This is a genomic window from Serratia sp. TSA_198.1, from assembly GCF_052686505.1.
Window position 1 is genome coordinate 1,212,947 of the sequence record NZ_JBQZFP010000001.1, and the last position, 16,314, is coordinate 1,229,260.

The 16,314-nt window shown below is 53.0% G+C and carries 18 protein-coding genes, 1 tRNA gene and 2 pseudogenes; 10 read left to right on the forward strand and 11 right to left on the reverse strand.

The window, feature by feature from the left end; all coding sequences use genetic code 11:
* Positions 1-11: 11 nt before the first annotated feature.
* Positions 12-767, reverse strand: a complete 756-nt coding sequence (locus tag ACUTSW_RS05705) for an SDR family NAD(P)-dependent oxidoreductase (RefSeq protein WP_013812558.1) — start codon at positions 765-767, stop codon at positions 12-14.
* A 276-nt stretch (positions 768-1,043) separates the two neighbouring features.
* On the opposite strand from ACUTSW_RS05705, the pseudogene ACUTSW_RS05710 reads away from it, so the two are divergent.
* Positions 1,044-1,213 (forward strand): annotated as a pseudogene (locus ACUTSW_RS05710) (hydrolase); the annotation flags it as partial.
* 254 nt (positions 1,214-1,467) lie between these two features.
* Here ACUTSW_RS05710 and ACUTSW_RS05715 read toward each other — a convergent pair.
* A tRNA-OTHER gene (locus ACUTSW_RS05715) sits at positions 1,468-1,546 on the reverse strand.
* A gap of 113 nt (positions 1,547-1,659) precedes the next feature.
* Entirely contained in the window at positions 1,660-1,872 is a 213-nt protein-coding gene (gene cspE / locus ACUTSW_RS05720) for a transcription antiterminator/RNA stability regulator CspE (protein ID WP_004943356.1), read from the reverse strand.
* A 388-nt stretch (positions 1,873-2,260) separates the two neighbouring features.
* Between cspE and ACUTSW_RS05725 the strand changes: the two genes are divergently transcribed.
* Positions 2,261-2,881, forward strand: a complete 621-nt coding sequence (locus ACUTSW_RS05725; RefSeq protein WP_445584449.1) for a LysE family translocator — start codon at positions 2,261-2,263, stop codon at positions 2,879-2,881.
* A 47-nt stretch (positions 2,882-2,928) separates the two neighbouring features.
* The gene (locus ACUTSW_RS05730; RefSeq protein ID WP_445583908.1) at positions 2,929-3,258 is read left to right on the forward strand and encodes a DHCW motif cupin fold protein; all 330 of its coding nucleotides are present in this window, start codon (positions 2,929-2,931) and stop codon (positions 3,256-3,258) included.
* Positions 3,259-3,296: 38 nt separating this feature from the next.
* On the opposite strand, the gene ACUTSW_RS05735 is transcribed toward ACUTSW_RS05730, so the two are convergent.
* From ACUTSW_RS05735 to ACUTSW_RS05760, 6 genes are all read right to left on the reverse strand, one after another.
* Positions 3,297-3,941 (reverse strand): Qnr family pentapeptide repeat protein, encoded by a 645-nt coding sequence (locus tag ACUTSW_RS05735; protein WP_062870570.1) that lies wholly within the window; start codon positions 3,939-3,941, stop codon positions 3,297-3,299.
* A gap of 127 nt (positions 3,942-4,068) precedes the next feature.
* Positions 4,069-4,812 (reverse strand): DUF3658 domain-containing protein, encoded by a 744-nt coding sequence (locus ACUTSW_RS05740; RefSeq protein WP_445583909.1) that lies wholly within the window; start codon positions 4,810-4,812, stop codon positions 4,069-4,071.
* 148 nt (positions 4,813-4,960) lie between these two features.
* Complete coding sequence (locus ACUTSW_RS05745) at positions 4,961-5,170, reverse strand: hypothetical protein (RefSeq protein ID WP_004943339.1); 210 nt, start codon at positions 5,168-5,170, stop codon at positions 4,961-4,963.
* Between the two features lie 201 nt (positions 5,171-5,371).
* Positions 5,372-6,544 carry a Gfo/Idh/MocA family protein gene (locus tag ACUTSW_RS05750; protein ID WP_445583910.1) on the reverse strand — a complete coding sequence of 391 codons (1,173 nt, stop codon included), beginning with the start codon at positions 6,542-6,544 and terminating at the stop codon, positions 5,372-5,374.
* Between the two features lie 14 nt (positions 6,545-6,558).
* Positions 6,559-7,482, reverse strand: a complete 924-nt coding sequence (locus tag ACUTSW_RS05755; protein ID WP_445583911.1) for a TIM barrel protein — start codon at positions 7,480-7,482, stop codon at positions 6,559-6,561.
* A 201-nt stretch (positions 7,483-7,683) separates the two neighbouring features.
* Positions 7,684-8,721 carry a LacI family DNA-binding transcriptional regulator gene (locus ACUTSW_RS05760; RefSeq protein WP_445583912.1) on the reverse strand — a complete coding sequence of 346 codons (1,038 nt, stop codon included), beginning with the start codon at positions 8,719-8,721 and terminating at the stop codon, positions 7,684-7,686.
* Positions 8,722-8,944: 223 nt separating this feature from the next.
* Here ACUTSW_RS05760 and ACUTSW_RS05765 point away from each other — a divergent pair, with 223 nt between their 5' ends.
* From ACUTSW_RS05765 to ACUTSW_RS05785, 5 genes are all read left to right on the forward strand, one after another.
* Positions 8,945-10,147 (forward strand): MFS transporter, encoded by a 1,203-nt coding sequence (locus ACUTSW_RS05765; RefSeq protein ID WP_445583913.1) that lies wholly within the window; start codon positions 8,945-8,947, stop codon positions 10,145-10,147.
* A 262-nt stretch (positions 10,148-10,409) separates the two neighbouring features.
* The gene (locus ACUTSW_RS05770; protein ID WP_445583914.1) at positions 10,410-10,877 is read left to right on the forward strand and encodes a GNAT family N-acetyltransferase; all 468 of its coding nucleotides are present in this window, start codon (positions 10,410-10,412) and stop codon (positions 10,875-10,877) included.
* A gap of 572 nt (positions 10,878-11,449) precedes the next feature.
* Positions 11,450-12,562: an AI-2E family transporter gene (locus ACUTSW_RS05775; RefSeq protein WP_062870564.1), complete on the forward strand. Its 1,113-nt coding sequence runs from the start codon at positions 11,450-11,452 to the stop codon at positions 12,560-12,562.
* Between the two features lie 136 nt (positions 12,563-12,698).
* Positions 12,699-12,911 carry a hypothetical protein gene (locus ACUTSW_RS05780; protein WP_013812545.1) on the forward strand — a complete coding sequence of 71 codons (213 nt, stop codon included), beginning with the start codon at positions 12,699-12,701 and terminating at the stop codon, positions 12,909-12,911.
* A 137-nt stretch (positions 12,912-13,048) separates the two neighbouring features.
* On the forward strand, positions 13,049-13,228 hold the full coding sequence (locus tag ACUTSW_RS05785) for a hypothetical protein (RefSeq protein ID WP_445583915.1): 180 nt from the start codon (positions 13,049-13,051) through the stop codon (positions 13,226-13,228).
* A 101-nt stretch (positions 13,229-13,329) separates the two neighbouring features.
* Here the strand turns inward: ACUTSW_RS05785 and tolA are convergent, their stop codons facing one another.
* Complete coding sequence (tolA, locus tag ACUTSW_RS05790) at positions 13,330-13,770, reverse strand: cell envelope integrity protein TolA (protein ID WP_445583916.1); 441 nt, start codon at positions 13,768-13,770, stop codon at positions 13,330-13,332.
* Between the two features lie 520 nt (positions 13,771-14,290).
* Between tolA and ACUTSW_RS05795 the strand changes: the two are divergent.
* A pseudogene (locus ACUTSW_RS05795) lies at positions 14,291-14,383 on the forward strand (IS5 family transposase); the annotation flags it as partial.
* A 68-nt stretch (positions 14,384-14,451) separates the two neighbouring features.
* Here ACUTSW_RS05795 and ACUTSW_RS05800 read toward each other — a convergent pair.
* A complete protein-coding gene (locus ACUTSW_RS05800) occupies positions 14,452-15,354 on the reverse strand; it encodes a LysR family transcriptional regulator (RefSeq protein WP_434462910.1) in 903 nt (300 codons plus the stop codon).
* 137 nt (positions 15,355-15,491) lie between these two features.
* Here ACUTSW_RS05800 and ACUTSW_RS05805 point away from each other — a divergent pair, with 137 nt between their 5' ends.
* On the forward strand, positions 15,492-16,238 hold the full coding sequence (locus ACUTSW_RS05805; protein ID WP_445583917.1) for an SDR family oxidoreductase: 747 nt from the start codon (positions 15,492-15,494) through the stop codon (positions 16,236-16,238).
* The last annotated feature ends 76 nt before the right edge of the window (positions 16,239-16,314 follow it).

The window sequence follows — 16,314 nt, forward strand, 5'->3', positions numbered from 1 at the left end:
CGTACTCATGGTTATACAATCTTCGGTTGACCGTCTGATGCGGTCGCGCCGCCGTCAACCGGGATGTTGGCACCGTTGATAAAGCTGGCGTCGTCGCTGGCCAGAAACGCCATCACCGCCGCCACTTCTTCCGGCTCTGCCGCACGCCCCAACGCAATGCGCTCGTTGAACTTGTCGCGGATCTCCTGCGGCCAACCATTGGTCATATTGGTTTTCACCAGGCTCGGGCACACCGAGTTCACGCGCACACCGTCACCGCCATGATCCAGCGCCATGGCACGCGTCAGGTTGACCACCGCCCCTTTCGCCGCGCAGTAATATGCCGCGCCCCAGTCGCCACCCAGGCCGGAGACCGAGGCGGTGTTAACGATACAGCCCTTGGTTTTCAGTAGATAAGGCATGGCGAATTTGGAACAGAACACTACGCCGTCGATATCCACCCCAGCGATGCGCCGCCAGTCGGCCACGCTGGTTTCCAGCACTGTACCCGCCACGTGCACGCCGGCATTGTTCAGCAACACGTCGATGCGGCCCAGTTTTGCCGCTACCTCGTTCATCATTTTTTCAACCGCAACCGGGTCGGAAACGTCGATGTGTACCGCCAGCGCCCTGCCTTTCGGCAGCGAGGCAGCAACGGTATCTACCGCGTCCTTCGCCCAGTCCGCCAGCACCACCACAGCGCCCTCGGCAGAAAATCGGCGTGCTGCCGCTTCCCCCATCCCATTGCCTGCGCCGGTGATCACTACCACTTTATTGTCGAAACGCATGAAACCTCCTCCATGTGAATGTATTTCTATAAATCATACAAATACTGCTGAGATCCGAGGATAAAACTCATGAAGGGCAAGGGCCAGTCAAAACGTGCGGTTTATTAACCAAAAAGAGGTATTCACTATCATTTCAACAAGCTGACGACCGCGTTATCGGAATTAGGCCAACCAATTGATGAATATAATAAAATTTACAACCGTTATTATTTTAATTGCCCGCCATCGATTCATTTGCGTGTAGCCAAACAACTTCAGCCGCCCTTACCGGCCATCGCCGACGTGGTCTCTGAACTTCAGGGTCGTTGGAACTCTGAGGTCGCACAGCAATGGGCTGAGGTTTTTACACCAGGATATTCCCGGCGTATCAACTCTTGATTGAAAGATACGTTAAAGCGCAAGACGTGGTGAAAAATAGCAAGGTGCAGGATGCGCAGCGCAGATAGCAACCACGCCAGTCCGGGCGTCATTTCGGGCCTGCCCGAGCAGGCCGACAGGCATAAAAAAACCCCGGCGTTTAGCCAGGGTCATCAAGGTTTGCCGGTTACTTTCCCGACCGTCATGTTATGGCGTAAGCGTCCATCGAACACTCCAACGTTACGCAGCCTAAGCACAACCTTTTCACAACAGAAAAAAAGACTGAGACGCCGCTTTATTATTTATGCGCCAATCTGTTTTGCTGTTGCCAATAATAAATTATTGGAACGTCATCGAGGAATCGAACCCCAGTCCGCCAGTAAATAAATTCACCGCCGCTCTTCCTGCTGAGCTAATGACGTATTCATTAATACTCCGGGCGAGCCCGGAGTTTATTCGGGCAACGCTTTTATTTCTCATCCGCTCCGGCTTAAGCCATCATCGCTATCGCAAGAAATAAAGCATTACCTAAAAATTATAAAACCACTACGTTGCCTGCTGAAGGGCCTTTTGCACCACTTTCGATGGTGAACTCAACGCGCTGGCCTTCATCAAGAGTTTTGAAATCATTGCTCTGAATGGCAGAGAAGTGCACGAACACGTCTTTGCTGCCGTCTGCCGGAGAGATGAAACCAAAACCTTTACCTGCATCAAACCATTTTACCAAACCAGTCATTTTAGTAGACATAGATATTTCCTTTATATTTTGAGACGCCATACGGCGATAGAGGTCTGTTTTTGTTGGAAACTTATTGGGCACTAGAGAAGGTAATTCGCGGGAGAAGAGGTATCTATGGGATATCACTAATACTGAGAACTGCTTTACTAAAACTGCTTTCATAAGGTCTGTACTACAAACCGATGACGCTATTTACACACAGCCAGATTATTTAAGCAAGGAATATTTATAATTATATTTATACACCCTATGAATTTATTACGTTCAACTCGCCGCTGAGAAAGGCAGCATAAAGACGGAGGAAAAATTTTCCGCTCCGCACGGATATCAGGATGGATTATGGCCGCGATTCATTATAAAACGGCTGACATGTTCCTTTCTGATCGGCTACAGCATGATGATCGATATGTCCGCAGTAATCGCCGTTTTCACCCTGTATGTGGTCGGCGTAGTGGTGCCTGGCCCCAACTTTGTCGCCGTAGCGCATAAAGCCGTATCTGCGCGCCGGGAGGAAGCCTTCGCTCTGGTAGCCGGTATCGTGCTGGTCAATCTGTTCTGGGCCAGCGGCGCGATCCTCGGCATCGGCCTGGTTTTTGCCCTGTTCCCCTGGCTGGCGATGGTGGTCAAAATCGCCGGTGCCGGCTATCTTATTTGGTTTGGCTGCCGCCTGTTCGCCAAGGCAAAACCTGTCTCGGGTTTGATAAGCGCCAGCGCCCGTGAAAAAAGCGGATCACGTGTCGCTTTTGTGCAGGGTATCGCAACCAATATTGCCAATCCTAAATCTGTCGCCTTCTACGCGGCGGTATTCTCTTCAGCGGCACCGGCGCATGTCTCAGTGGCGACCTTCGTCGCCATGCTGGCGGAAGTGGCGGTGATTGCCGGTTGTTGGTACGGGCTGGTCGTCCTGGTGCTGTCGCACGCCCCGATTGCCAGCGCCTATCACCGCAGCAAAGCCCATATCGACAGGATTTGCGGCGCGTTGATCGTCGGGCTGGGAATACGGCAGTTACTGCGTTGACGATGGACGATATACCCAATTTATCAGGCTGTTTACCAGGAAAAACCATGAAAATAACCAACCTTCCCTTCGGTATCACGGACTGGCAAGACATCGCCGCAACGGAGCACCCAGGCATTACCGGCATGGCCTATTGGCGAACTCGCCGGTTCGGCGACCTGCGCGTCAGAATGGTTGAGTACACGGCCGACTACCTCGCGGACCACTGGTGTACCAAAGGCCATATTCTTCTGTGCCTGAGCGGTGAATTGCATACCGAGTTGGCCGATGGCCGACGCTTTGTTCTGCTGCCGGGCATGAGCTATCAGGTGGCGGACGACGCCGAACCGCACCGCTCGTCAACGCAAGGTGGTGCGCAGTTGTTTATCGTCGATTAATGCCTGCGCCAGATTGCCGGCGTTGCCAGCCTTAGGCCTTAACCGATAATCGCGATGCCCAACCGTTCCATGATCTGGAACGCCTGATAACTGTCCAGTTTTACCCCCTGCAAATCGACGCCGCGCACGTCCAACTCACCCAATTCAGAATTGGTCAGGTCGCAATGGGTAAAGTTGGCGGCACGCCAGTCGAATGAAGAAAATTCGCCGCCTGAGAGATCGGAGCCGCTAAAGGTCGCGCCGAGGATCTGCGCCCCATTCCAGCGGTTTTCCCACAGCTCGCACTTCTCCAATACCACTTTCGAAAAATTGGCGTAGCTGAGGTTGGTTTTGGTGATGTAAGCGCTGCAGAACCCGATACGCGTGGTGATCATGTTCATAAAACTGGCACCGCGAAAATCGGCGCCCTGTGCACGACACTCGAGAATTTCAATGCCCAGCGCATTGGCATTTCTGAAATCCGCCATCGATAAATCGCAGTTTTTAAAGCTGGCGTCTTTCAGCAGCGCGCGGCTGAAATTGCCGCCTTGCTGGCTCTCGCGATCATAAAACTGACAGCCGATGAACTCGGTGCCGGTCAGATCCGCACCCGAGAAATCACAGTTGCGGAAGGTGCCGTTTTCAATCTTCTCGCCGGTAAACCGGTTACGGCCAATTTTTTCACCATCCAAAGCCAACGTCATTGCAACCAACCTGTTTATTTATACAGTCAATGACGCATTATAAGCCGATCCGCACGACCGGGAAAACCGCTTTAGCCTATTTTCTCCGTCGGAAGGCACAAAAAAACCGCATGCGGCATGAGGGAATTTATACCTGTTTGACCTTGATGCGGTTCATGTTCATGCCGGCGGTTTGAGCTTGTAATGCACCCTGTGCAATCAAGGCGTACAGACGGAAATTCAAAAAGGTGTCCCCCACCGGATAAGGTGAATTCACCATCGCCTCGCCCACCACCCGCGAACCCTGGGTGTAATCTTCCGGGCAAGCGGCAAGCAGCAAAGGATCGTGAAAATCCTGAGCCTGGCCGCGAACCGCGTTTTCCGCAAAGATTCGCACCGGGGCATTCTCCGCCAGCAGGCGTTGCCAATCGGCGATAAGCGCCGTTTTGTCTGCCGTCGTCAGCTCACGCCGCCTGATCCACAGCGGTTCCAGCATCTCCGTCGCACACCAGCCGGTGCTCGGTCGCCCGGTGTGTTCGGTTACGCTAACGACAAAGATCGGGCGTTCGCCAAGCAGCGGCAGCAGTGCACGCAGCATCAGTTGTTCATCGGCGTTATCGCTGACCCACAGGGTTACTTGCCCGGTAACGGCGGCAAGTTGCGCTTTTAACGTCGCCATCCCCGCCTGACTCTCTTCGGAGGTGTCCCACTCAGGTGCGTGAACGGATTGGTACAGATCGCGAAACCAGCGGGTTCTGGCCTGCAACGCGACATCGTCGTCGAGCGCATACAGCGGCCCGAATGACAGCCGGTCGGGAAAATCCAGTACGTCTTCCCCTGGGTAAGCCAACCGCACACAACTGCCCGACAATGCAATATGCACATTCTTCATCAACGTTCTCCTCACGCTCTTTCTTAAGATAATCCTGAGGTCGATTTTACAACTTTTCCCGTTTTGCTCTATGACAAACAATCCGAATCTGCCGGACAAAAAGCAAAAAACCGCCCAGAGGGGGCGGTTGATGATCGGCGGCAGGCGCTTACTTCAAGGCTTCCTGTATGGCGTCGGCCATGGGGCCAATGTGCTTTTCGGCGGCTTTCAGTTGAAAATCCACGCCGTTACCGTCGTTGGTATCGGACAAAGTGGCCTTGATCAGCTCCAGCGCCGCCTGCACGGCCACTAGCCTTTTATGCTGTTCGTCCGTGACGGGTTTGGAGCTCATCGTCGCCGGGTAGTATTGCTCTAACATCATTCTCTCCTTGTGATTGGGCCAACCCCTACCCTATCAGCCTTTCCCCCCTTTCTCTAATGAGGCAGATCACTGTATCGCCCCTCTGGCACCTGGATGGCGAAAAAGCGAACTAAAATGGGCCGAACCGACGTTTTCAACAGGTAGTCTATCCGCAATTCCAATAATGATGTCGCCGGGCCCCGCCTCGCTTTTGGGGCTTTAGCGAAACTCGACCCAGTTGGCGCCGGCATTGGCGGAACGTACGCAGTTTTCGACCCAACGCACGCCCATCGCCCCGGCATGCACGTCGGGGTACCAGAAATCTGCCAGGAAAGCCTCGTCCCGCCGGTCGGTGGCGTCCATCGCCAGCGCAAAACGTCGGTACAGATTTGACCAGGCTTCAAACAGCCCCTCGGGATGACCGCCGCCAATCCTGTCGTCCGCCAACGCGGCGTGATCCAGGTAAGGCATGCCACGCTCCAAGATACGCACCGGTTCGCCCTGCACTTCAAAACGCAATTGGTTAGGCTGTTCGTCCCACCATTCCAGGCTGGCCTTCTCGCCGACGATGCGCACCTTCTGGCCGTGCATCGAGCCGCTGTTGACCGCCGAACACCACATCGAACCTACCGCGCCGTTGTCGTACTCCATCAACACGTAGGCATTGTCTTCCAGCGGCGCACGGGTTTTGACAAAGCTCTGTCGGCTGCACATCAGGCGTTTGATCTTTAATTGCGGCACCATGGTTTCCGCCAGGAACAGCGGATGGGTAGCCAAATCGCCCAAGACATAGCTGGGGCCGACAAAACGCGGATCCACCCGCCAGCGCGTGCTGGGGTTCTCTTGCTCTACCGGCGCGGCGTGGAACCCGTGGGAGAATTGCATGTTGATGATACGGATCTCGCCCAGCAGGCCGTCGGCGATCATCTGGCGGGCCTGCAAAATCAACTGGTGGCCGGAATAGCCGTAGGTGACACCGATAATTTTATGCTGCCTTTGACTCAATTCGACCAGTATTTGCGCCTCTTCGGCGGTAAAGCACAGCGGTTTTTCGCACACCACGTGCAGACCCGCTTCCAGCGCAGCTTGGCAAATAGCAAAGTGGGTGTTGTTTGGCGTGGCAATGGAAACCGCCTCGATCCCCTCCGCTCTGGCGGCTTCTTCCCGAAACAGCGTGGCGTAATCCGGGTAACAGCGGTCCGCTGCCACTCCCAGGCTTTGCCCAAAACTGCGCCCGCGCGACACGTCGATATCGAACGCGCCGGCCAACAGAGCGAAAGTGCCGTCGCGCAGTGCCGCAGAACGGTGGATATAACCGATTTGGCTGGTGCCGCCGCCGCCGACCATACCCCAGCGCAGGGATCGTTCCAGAGGTTTAATGCCGTTGATCATCACGTTTCTCCCGATTAAAAACCGACTGTTCGCAAATAATTGAGGCTTTCCGTCACGTCGCGCAGGCTACCCTGCACCTGACGCGGATCCCGTTCCTGCTCAATGGTGATCCAGCCCTGATAACCGCGCGCCGCCAATAATTCGCGCACGGCTGGATAATCAATTGCACCCTGCCCCAGTGGGCACATCACCCCTTGTGCGCAAGCGGTAAAGAAATCCAGCCCGCGTTTCAGCACCTCATTGAACACCTGCGGGTTAACATCCTTGAAATGCAGGTAATCAATCCGGGAGAAATAGCGTTCGAGCCAGATGACCGGATCCATGCCGGAGTAATACAGGTGCCCGGTGTCCAGGCATAATCCGGCGGTTTGGTGCGGAATTTGGCTGACCAACAGCTCGATTTCATCGGCGAACTCGATACAGCCGCCGGCATGCGGATGGATCACCGGCCTGACGCCATATTCCTGCCAGGCAATCTCGCTGACCGTTTTGATGTGGCCGATCATCCGGTTCCAGTCGTCTGGCGCCAGCCGCGGTGCCTGTGATGACTGCCCGGCGAACCTGGCCCGCTGTGGATTGCCGAAGTCGATTATCACCAGGTACGGCGGCGAGAAATGGCCTTCGCAAATAGGATGTGCCTTGGGCGCCTGCGACAAATTGCGACAAATGTTATGGGTCAGCGTCAGGATGTGCGCGAAGTTCTGCTCGCTGACCAGATCGTCAAAAATGGTGCCGGCCACCAGCGACAACTGGTGGTGGTGCAACTCTGCGGTCAGGGTCGCGGCCTCGATTGGCAGGTAGCCCCACGGCCCCAACTCAATGCTGTGATAGCCTGCGGCGTTCGCCTCCTGTAGCACTTGGGCGTAAGGAGGAAGATAAGGATTTTTGGGATCATCCACTCCCCAACTGCAGGGGGCATTGGCGACAGGCAAGGTCATTTTTCATTCCGTTTCGAGGGGGTGTGGCGCCAGTATCAAACAAATATTTCGACACCATCAATGATGAAATTTTCATTTTTTGATGAAGATCGCGTTAAATCTGATAGATTAAATGATAGTTTTTCATCAAATCCAGGCGAGCCGTAACCTGCAAGACATCGACGGCAACTCAGGGGGAAACGGCCCACAGGGGGCCGGCGATCAGATATTTTCTTTGGTGATCAGATCAAAACGATTAATGATCTGCATAAAACCCGGGTGTTCGCCGCCGGCGGCGGCGACAAAGGTGTTGATGACCGACGCGGCGAATTCATGAATGCGATGCGTCAACATCAGATCCAGCGTGCCGTCAATCAACGCCATCTCCGCGTTTTCCACCGGGCCATGACAAACCAGCATCACGTCGTGCTGCCTGCCGCTCTCTCGCAACGCGGCGATAATCCCCTCCACGCCGCCGCAGGGCGCGTACAACGCTACCAATTCAGGGTGCTGCGCCAATATGCTCAAGGTGACCTGTCTGGCGCTCTCGGCCCGTTCATAGCTGCGTAGCGGCTCCAGCACCCGGTGGCCACTCAGGTGTTCACGCAGGTAAGAGCGAAAGCTGATTTCGCAGGTTTCCTGGCACAGGAAGCGATTATCGCCGATGATAACCCCGATTTCCCCCTGCTTTCGACACATACGCTCTACCGCCCAGGCAGCGGTGCGACCGGCCTGCTGATTATCCAGGCCAACATAACCGGCCCTGCTGTGCACCGACAGATCCGACAACAGCGTAAATACCTTAACGCCCTGGCGGCTGGCTTCTTCGACCGCATAACGGATCATCGGGTTATCCAGCGCCACCACCCCCATCACATCCACGCTCTGGCTCAGTTGCGTAATGGCCGCGGCGGTATCGCCTACCGCGCTGATGTCATGAAAAATGAACTGCGGCGGATGAGCCGGATCGCAGTACGGCGCGGCCTGTTCCAGCAGGCTTTCCGCTAACTGCGCATAGAAAGAATGTTCGCGGCGCAGCAGGATAAAGCCCATTTTGAGCCGCACAGGCGACTGCCCGGCCGCCTCAAACAACCGGTGGGACTTTTCGAGGGCAAAACCCAGCTTTTTCGCCGCAGCGATAACTTTGCGCTCAGTGTCCGGCCGCACCGCAGCACGTTGGTTTATTACCCGATCAACCGTGGCGATACCGACATGCGCCTCTCTGGCAATAGCCGCCAGGGTCGTTTTCTTGCCTGCCATACTCTTCCTCATCATGATTTTGATAAAAACTATCATGGTGTCGATGACGGAGGAAACCCGGCCAGGGGTTTTGTGTGATCGGGCGCGTTAATAGCGATTTGAGTCGTTGTGGGGAGCGGTAAAAAGCTCGAAATGAACGTTTTTTTGGGCAGGTGAAGCAACAATTGAACTGCTGCTATTTTCGCCATGACGCATAGTCTGATTTTATCCCCCGGAGCGAATCATGATATCGACAAAATCCGACGCCATCGAGTATGCGGCGCCCAATGCCACCCAGTGGCCGGCGATCCTGAACATAGTGTTCGCCGGTATTGCGGCAGCCCTGCAGGTTGGCAAAGCGACGATTGCATTACCGGAGTTGCAACGCGAGTTCGGCCGCTCGCTGGAGTCATTAAGCTGGGTAATCTCGGCCTTCCCTTTCGTTGGCGTGTTCAGCGGCATCCTTGTCGGCATTTTGGTCCGTCGCTGGGGCGATCGCCGCTTGCTGTACCTTGGACTGGTGATTATCAGTGCCGCCAGCTTTGTCGGCGCCGGCCTGCATAACTTCAACGGACTGATCGCCACGCGGTTTATTGAGGGCCTGGGTTTCGTCATCGTCGTGGTCGCCGCCCCAGCGATTCTTAATCGCGTGGTTCAGCCGCAAAAACGTAATCTGGTGTTTGGCATCTGGAGCACCTTTATGCCGGCGGGTATCGCCCTCTCGATGTTTTTCGGCCCATTGCTCGGCGGCTGGCAACAAAGCTGGATGGCGAGCGCCGCTCTGACGCTGTTAGCCGCGTTGTTGCTGCCGCTGACGACCCGCCGAGAGGCTACCGGCTCCGCGGCGGCTTCACACATCGACCTGCGCCAGGCGTTGTCCCGCCTGTGGCGCGCACGACAGCCTGGGCTGCTGGCGCTGATATTTACCAGCTACAACCTGCTGTTCTTTGCGGTAATGGCTTTTTTACCTCTATTTTTGATGCAGCATGTCGGGCTATCGCTCGCCAGCACGGGCAGCATCAGTGCCGCGATCGTAGCCGTCAATATGATTGGTAATCTCTCCGCCGGTTTACTGTTGTCGCGTGGGATTAGCGCCAAAACGCTGCTCACCGGGACCTTTATCGCCATGGGGCTGGCCGGCAGCGGTATCTTCTTCTCGGTAACGCCGATGAATATGCTGATACCGCTGTGTTTTTTATTTTCAGCCATCAGCGGCATGCTGCCGTCCACCGTCCTCGCCGCCACGCCGATGTCGTCACCAGAACCGACCCTCATCCCACTGTGCCTGGGGTTGGTGATGCAAGGCAATTATCTGGGCCAGGTGATCGCCCCTATAGCGATAAGCGGCATCGTCGCCAATGCCGGCTGGTCCGCCCCCGCCGCAATGGTACTGGCCGCCGCCGCGTTGGGGGTGGCGTTGGCATCGCGACTGTCAACCCGACAGTAAAAGAGGCCGCTTTTGCGGCCTTGTATTCCCATAATGATTATTTCACTCGCCACATTCGGTATTGGCCCCAGAAGCCATTTTCCGCAAGGTATTCCTAATCTGTTCCATCGGCGATGATATCGAGGATTTTTCTCATCCCCATAGACAGAACATTGCAGTCATTGCTCACTTTCAGTTTGTGTGGGCCTTTATCCAGAAAGGAACGCTATAATCGCTGTAATACTATGGTTATCAGGATGACCACAGTTATATGGGAGCGAAAATGGCCGTATCTATTGAAGAAACCGCGGTAACCGATACCGGTTTTGCTACGCTGGTGACGGCGTTGGACGCCTACCAACAACCGCGTTACCCCGCCGCGTCATGCTACTCGGTGTCGGTTGAGGAAATGACGTCGTCAGAAACCTGCGCTTTTGTCGCAAAAAGCGCGGGCGACTACGCGGGCTGCGGCTGCCTGTACATTTCAGAGGGTAAAATTGCGGAGATCAAACGCATGTACGTTGATCCGCGCTTTCGCGGGCAAGGTATCGCCCATCGGTTGATCGAGGTTATCGAGCAGAAAGCGCAATCGCTGGGATATGGCGAACTGTATTTGGAAACCGGCGTTAACCAACCCGAAGCGATTAGCCTGTACCGAAAAGTCGGCTACCGACAGACAACGCGCTTTGGCAATTACTCGCCTGACCCGCTGAGCATTTATATGATGAAGCGCCTGATGGGTCAGGCGTAATGAAAGACATCCGATCTGAGCGGGAGACTCCGCGGCCAGCGTTTAAGCTTATGGATCTCCACCGTACTTTCCTCGCCCGAACGCAACGTCCGAATAGCGTAATTTTATTTTTTATCCGCCGTGTTCGGCATACCCTGGCAAATCACTACAGTTATCTTGATGGATATGGCCAATGGTGCTCCAACCCTGACAAGGACAAAGCGCCCGTGGCCATCAGGTAAATCACCAAACCGCCAAAAGCGATTGCAACCATCATTTCAATGAATCTAAGTCGTTTATGCTCAGTCATTTACCTACCTCTGCGTTTCAGGTGAAAATACGTTCACCTAAAACGTAGATAACCCGCTCCTTCACATCAAGGCAAACTCACAAAATGAAACACAATCAATAAGATTTATTGATAATTTACACAAAAACCCGTGAGCAATCCGGCTTACAGGCTAGAGAACCTCCGCTCGCCAACAATCCGCTAACTGTTAAATCATTGTGATGCTATGGTTTGTTTGTCACCGCGCGTCAATGTCGGTGAGCACCAAGATTCACCGATAAAATCTATCATCAGAGGGACTGATATGATGTCTAAAGGTATTTCAAAGGGATTCTTTATTCTGATCCTTTTCATCGTCACCGCCGCTTTTCTGGACGTATTGGGTCCCTATTACTCGTCGGTGCTCTGGGCCATCATATTGGCCGTGATTTTCCACCCGTTGAAAAACAAGCTTAAGCAATACCTTGGTGACCGCAACGGCCTGGTCTCATTGTTAACGTTGCTGGTGATCTGCCTGATTGTGTTCACCCCGTTGGCGATCATCGCTTCGTCGCTGGCGCTCGAATTCAACGTTCTCTACGAAAAACTGCAGAACAACAATACCCAGTTGCCTGCGATGCTGGCCGAAGTGATGCAGCATTTACCCGGCTGGGCACGGCATTTTCTGGCGGAGCATAACCTCGACAGCGCCGCGGAAATACAAAAGCAGCTTTCCGAAGTGGCGCTCAAGGGCGGGCAATTCCTGGCGGGCAGCGTGTTCCTGATCGGTAAAGGCACATTCAACTTTGCCGTCGGCTTTGGCATCATGCTCTATCTGCTGTTTTTCCTGCTGAAAGACGGCCCCTATCTGGTGACCCTGGCGCTTGAAGCGCTGCCGCTGTCCGAGCACGTTAAACACCACCTGTTCGTGAAGTTCGCCGCCGTGTCCCGCGCTACGGTGAAAGGCACCGTGGTGGTGGCGATTGTGCAAGGCGCCCTCGGCGGCCTGGCATTTTACATCACCGGCATCGATGGCAGTTTGCTGTGGGGCGCGCTGATGGCCTTCCTCTCCATCATCCCCGCCGTCGGTTCCGCCATTATCTGGGTGCCGGCAGCCATCTATTTCTTCGCCACCGGCATGCTGTGGCAAGGGGCATTCCTGGTCGGGTTCTTCGTGGTGATTATCGGGCTGGTTGACAACATTCTGCGCCCGCTGCTGGTCGGCAAAGACACCAAGATGCCGGATTACCTCATCCTGATTTCCACCTTGGGCGGCATGGAGATTTACGGCATCAATGGCTTCGTTATCGGCCCGTTGATCGCCGCGTTGTTCATCGCTTGCTGGAATATCCTTTCCGGCCGCGACAGCGAGGAAACCACCGACGAGATTGATGAAGCCTTTATCGAAGAAGGCAGGAATCACCCTGATGCCGGTTAAGCAGCATTGAAGCAGAGATTGTGTTAATGCCGGGGGCCTGCACAGGCCCCCGACGTTTGCCATCGCGTTACGCCGGCCCCCTTATGCTATCCTTGAGCCTGCTTTGTAACACTCACAGGGAAGACCGTGTTGAGCCATGCTTATCTTATATGCCACATTAGCCATAATCTTTACTCTGCTGTTTCTGCTGTCTTTCATCTATTGCGCCTACCAAATGTCGAAAGACGGTGACGTCAAATTCAAGGCCTCCTTCGCGGTGCTCATCTTGTCGTTGCTGGCCTTTTACTGCGCCTATGGTTACGTCAGTACTTACCTTAAACAGCAGGAAGTGGACATAAAACTTTATTAGCCGGCCGTCAGCATCAGAGTAGAAACGCCGTTTAGGGGATAAGGTTAACATCATCGCGCAGCAGCCCCGGAGAGCGGCTTGATTGTTAATGCAAAAGGGGGGATATTTTCATCCTTATCTCTCGAAAAGGATGTCCCATGAGCGCCGCCTGGATCAAAGCGTGGTTTACCTTCGCCACCGTTTACACCTGCATTGCCCTCAGCAAAGAAATAAGTGAACAATTCTTCGCCTGTGCCCAGTGGCCCAAATTTGTCGGCGCTATCAGCATGATCGCCATTGCTTGGGCTGCACGCACCAAACTGAAAGAAATGAAATAAGGTCGTTGATCATAAAAAATGGGAGCCCAGAGGCTCCCGTTTTTATTCAAATTGACCCGGCCTAAATAGCGTTGACACGTTTTCCCCTCTCATTCAGGTGCTCAGGGGCGGAATTCCAATATAGGATTTTTCAAGGCATCATAAACGGCTGGTGAAGGCGGTTTGGGAAAACGGGCATTTTTGGCCGCGTTTATCGCTGCACGACAAAGATCAGGGTCACCCTCTTCGGCTCGCGCATTTATAAGCAGGCCATCCGGCGCCAGCATAAGTCTTAAAGCGCATCGTTTACCGGCATATGAGCCGGCGTCTTGAAAATGGCTTTGAATAGCGGATTGTATCTGCGCGGCATACTGGCTAACCTCCGCCCCAGGTTGAGGCGCTGTTTTACCTTCGAAGGCGGCAAACATCGCATCGACACCCTCATCAGACGGCACAGGTTTAATCGCAGAACTCGTCTTCGCACACCCCGTCAACAACAGCGCGGCGATAACGAGCGATAATGCCGGCGCGCAAATCTCAAACCCCAAATGAACTCTCTTCATGATTCCCTTCTTTAATAGAATATCCACAGGAAAGAATAATAAACCAACACAGGCAAATTTAAACGGCCTTAGATCAAGGTATCGCAAACCCACATGTTATTGAGTTTCGCTTCAACCCTACGAGCACACAGGGATATGGGAGCCGTACATTTGCAGTGCCAAGGGATTTAGCCATCGGCCATAGCGGGTCGGCGCGCCAGGTATGCTGCGGATGTTCGTTGAGGCTGAAATGCAAAAAGGCCACACCGGAGTGCGGCCCTGTGATTACGCAATTTGTAATCGATTTTTCAATGGTGAATGCCGCTGTGTGGCATTACTGGATGGATTACAGGTTGGTACTTTTATTTGTGATATCACTGCGCCAAGACTTACCCTTATCCTTGACCTTGCAGTTATGTGCATCTCGATGGCTTAACACTTTACCGGAGCAGTTCTTCGCGCTATAGCACGTGTCGGCAGCCACAGACGCGGTTAAAGGAATAAAGACGAATCGCGCTCCGTCCCTTCAAGACACCCATTAAGGTCGATAGCCACACGCTCGGAAAAAACGGCAAGAAACTACCTGAGCATGTTAAAACCGGGTGCAATCAGGTTATTTCTCAGGCGACTGTGAGGTTAAGGGACACAGCCTAAGATTGACTAAATTTTACTAATGATTCAGATATGTTCGTTATCTCAGGCTCATTTCATTGAGTTGTAAACTTTGAAGGCGGGATTTTTTTCAAAAATTTCAGCGACAAAATCCATGAACACAATCGCCCGTTTTGGTAATAGTCGATTAGCAACATAAACGGCCTGAATGGGAACGGGCGATGCGGTGTAATCAGTCAGTAATAATTGTAAGTTGCCATTTTCCAGTCCCTCCTCGAACAGCCATTCTGGGCCCTGTGCGATCCCAACCCCTGCATTGACAAATTTCTGTACTGCTTCTGGTGAATTGACCCTGAGCCGACCAGAAACAGGAACATTGATATCCTGAAATCTCCAGGTAGCTCCTGTTGTTAGCAAGGTATAGATCAAACAATCATGTTTTTTTAAATCCTCTGGGGTATTAGGGGTTCCGTGTTTGGCTAAATACTTGTTACTGGCAACACAGACTCGCTCAAACATGCCAAGTCTGCGGGCACGCATAGCACTGTCCTCCAGGTGTCCAATGCGGATTGCCAGCTCAGCCCCTTCATCAACGAGATTGATATAGCGGTCATTAATCTGTAGATCGAGTGTCAGCTCAGGGTAGCGTTCTAAAAAATCTGGGATGTGCGGGACTAAGAATGTGTGAGCCAATGCTGTGGGGCAGGCAACGCGTAATAGCCCTGTGGGTGTAACATTTTCTCTGAAAGAAGACTCTGACTCTTCGACAGCTTCCAGAATACGCCTTGCTTCCAAATAATAACGTTCTCCTTCAGGAGTCAGGGAAAGCTTGCGGGTTGATCTGTGAAGTAATCTGGTCTGCAAATGCTCTTCGAGGGTTGCAACATGACGACTCACGTTCGGTTGCCCTAAACCTAAATCCCTACCGGCTGCGGAAAAGCTGCCTGTTTCAGCGGTACGGACAAAGCATGTCATCAAAAGTAATCTATCCATCCTAAAGCCCATTTATGCTTTTAATGCATGAAACATATTTAGAAATACAATCTTATCACTATATGGGCATGAGTATACAGTGGCTATCAAATCGGTCACTCGCCGATCTGTTGTTAAAACTAACAGGAGATTTTTACATGTCTAGATTACAAGGTAAACGCGCACTGATTACGGGTGGAACAAGTGGTATTGGTCTTGCAACAGCGAAGCTGTTTGTTGCAGAAGGGGCACGCGTCATTGTTACTGGTGTTAACCCTGATTCTATCGCAAAGGCGAAAGTAGAACTTGGTAATGATGTGTTGGTCGTGAGCGCTGATTCCGCTGATGTGAACGCACAGAAAGCTCTGGCTCAAACGGTTAAGGAACACTTTGGACAACTGGATATCGCTTTCCTGAATGCTGGTATATCAATGTATATGCCAATTGAGGTATGGACAGAAGAGAAGTTCGACCGCATTTATGATATCAACGTTAAAGGTCCTTACTTCTTAATGCAGGCGCTGCTGCCAGTGTTCGCAAGCTCTGCATCAGTGGTCTTTAATACATCTGTAAATGCTCACACAGGACCAGTGAACTCTTCAGTTTATGGCTCAACCAAAGCAGCATTACTGAACATGTCGAAAACACTTTCTAACGAGTTACTTTCTCGTGGGATCCGTATCAACGCAGTGAGCCCCGGCCCTGTTGATACACCACTTTACGATAAGGCGGGGATTCCAGTGGAATATCATGATCAAGTGATGAAAGATATCGTTGCAACCATCCCAGCAGGTCGTTTTGGTAAGCCTCAGGAAGTAGCGCAAGCGGTACTCTACTTCGCATCTGATGAGTCAGCCTGGACGGTGGGTTCAGAAATCATCGTCGACGGCGGCGTTTCAATCTAAGCCACCAAAATAAGATTTACAATTCATCAAGCCCGCCACCTTTTATAGCGGCGGGCTATCATTTTATCTGGAGTTT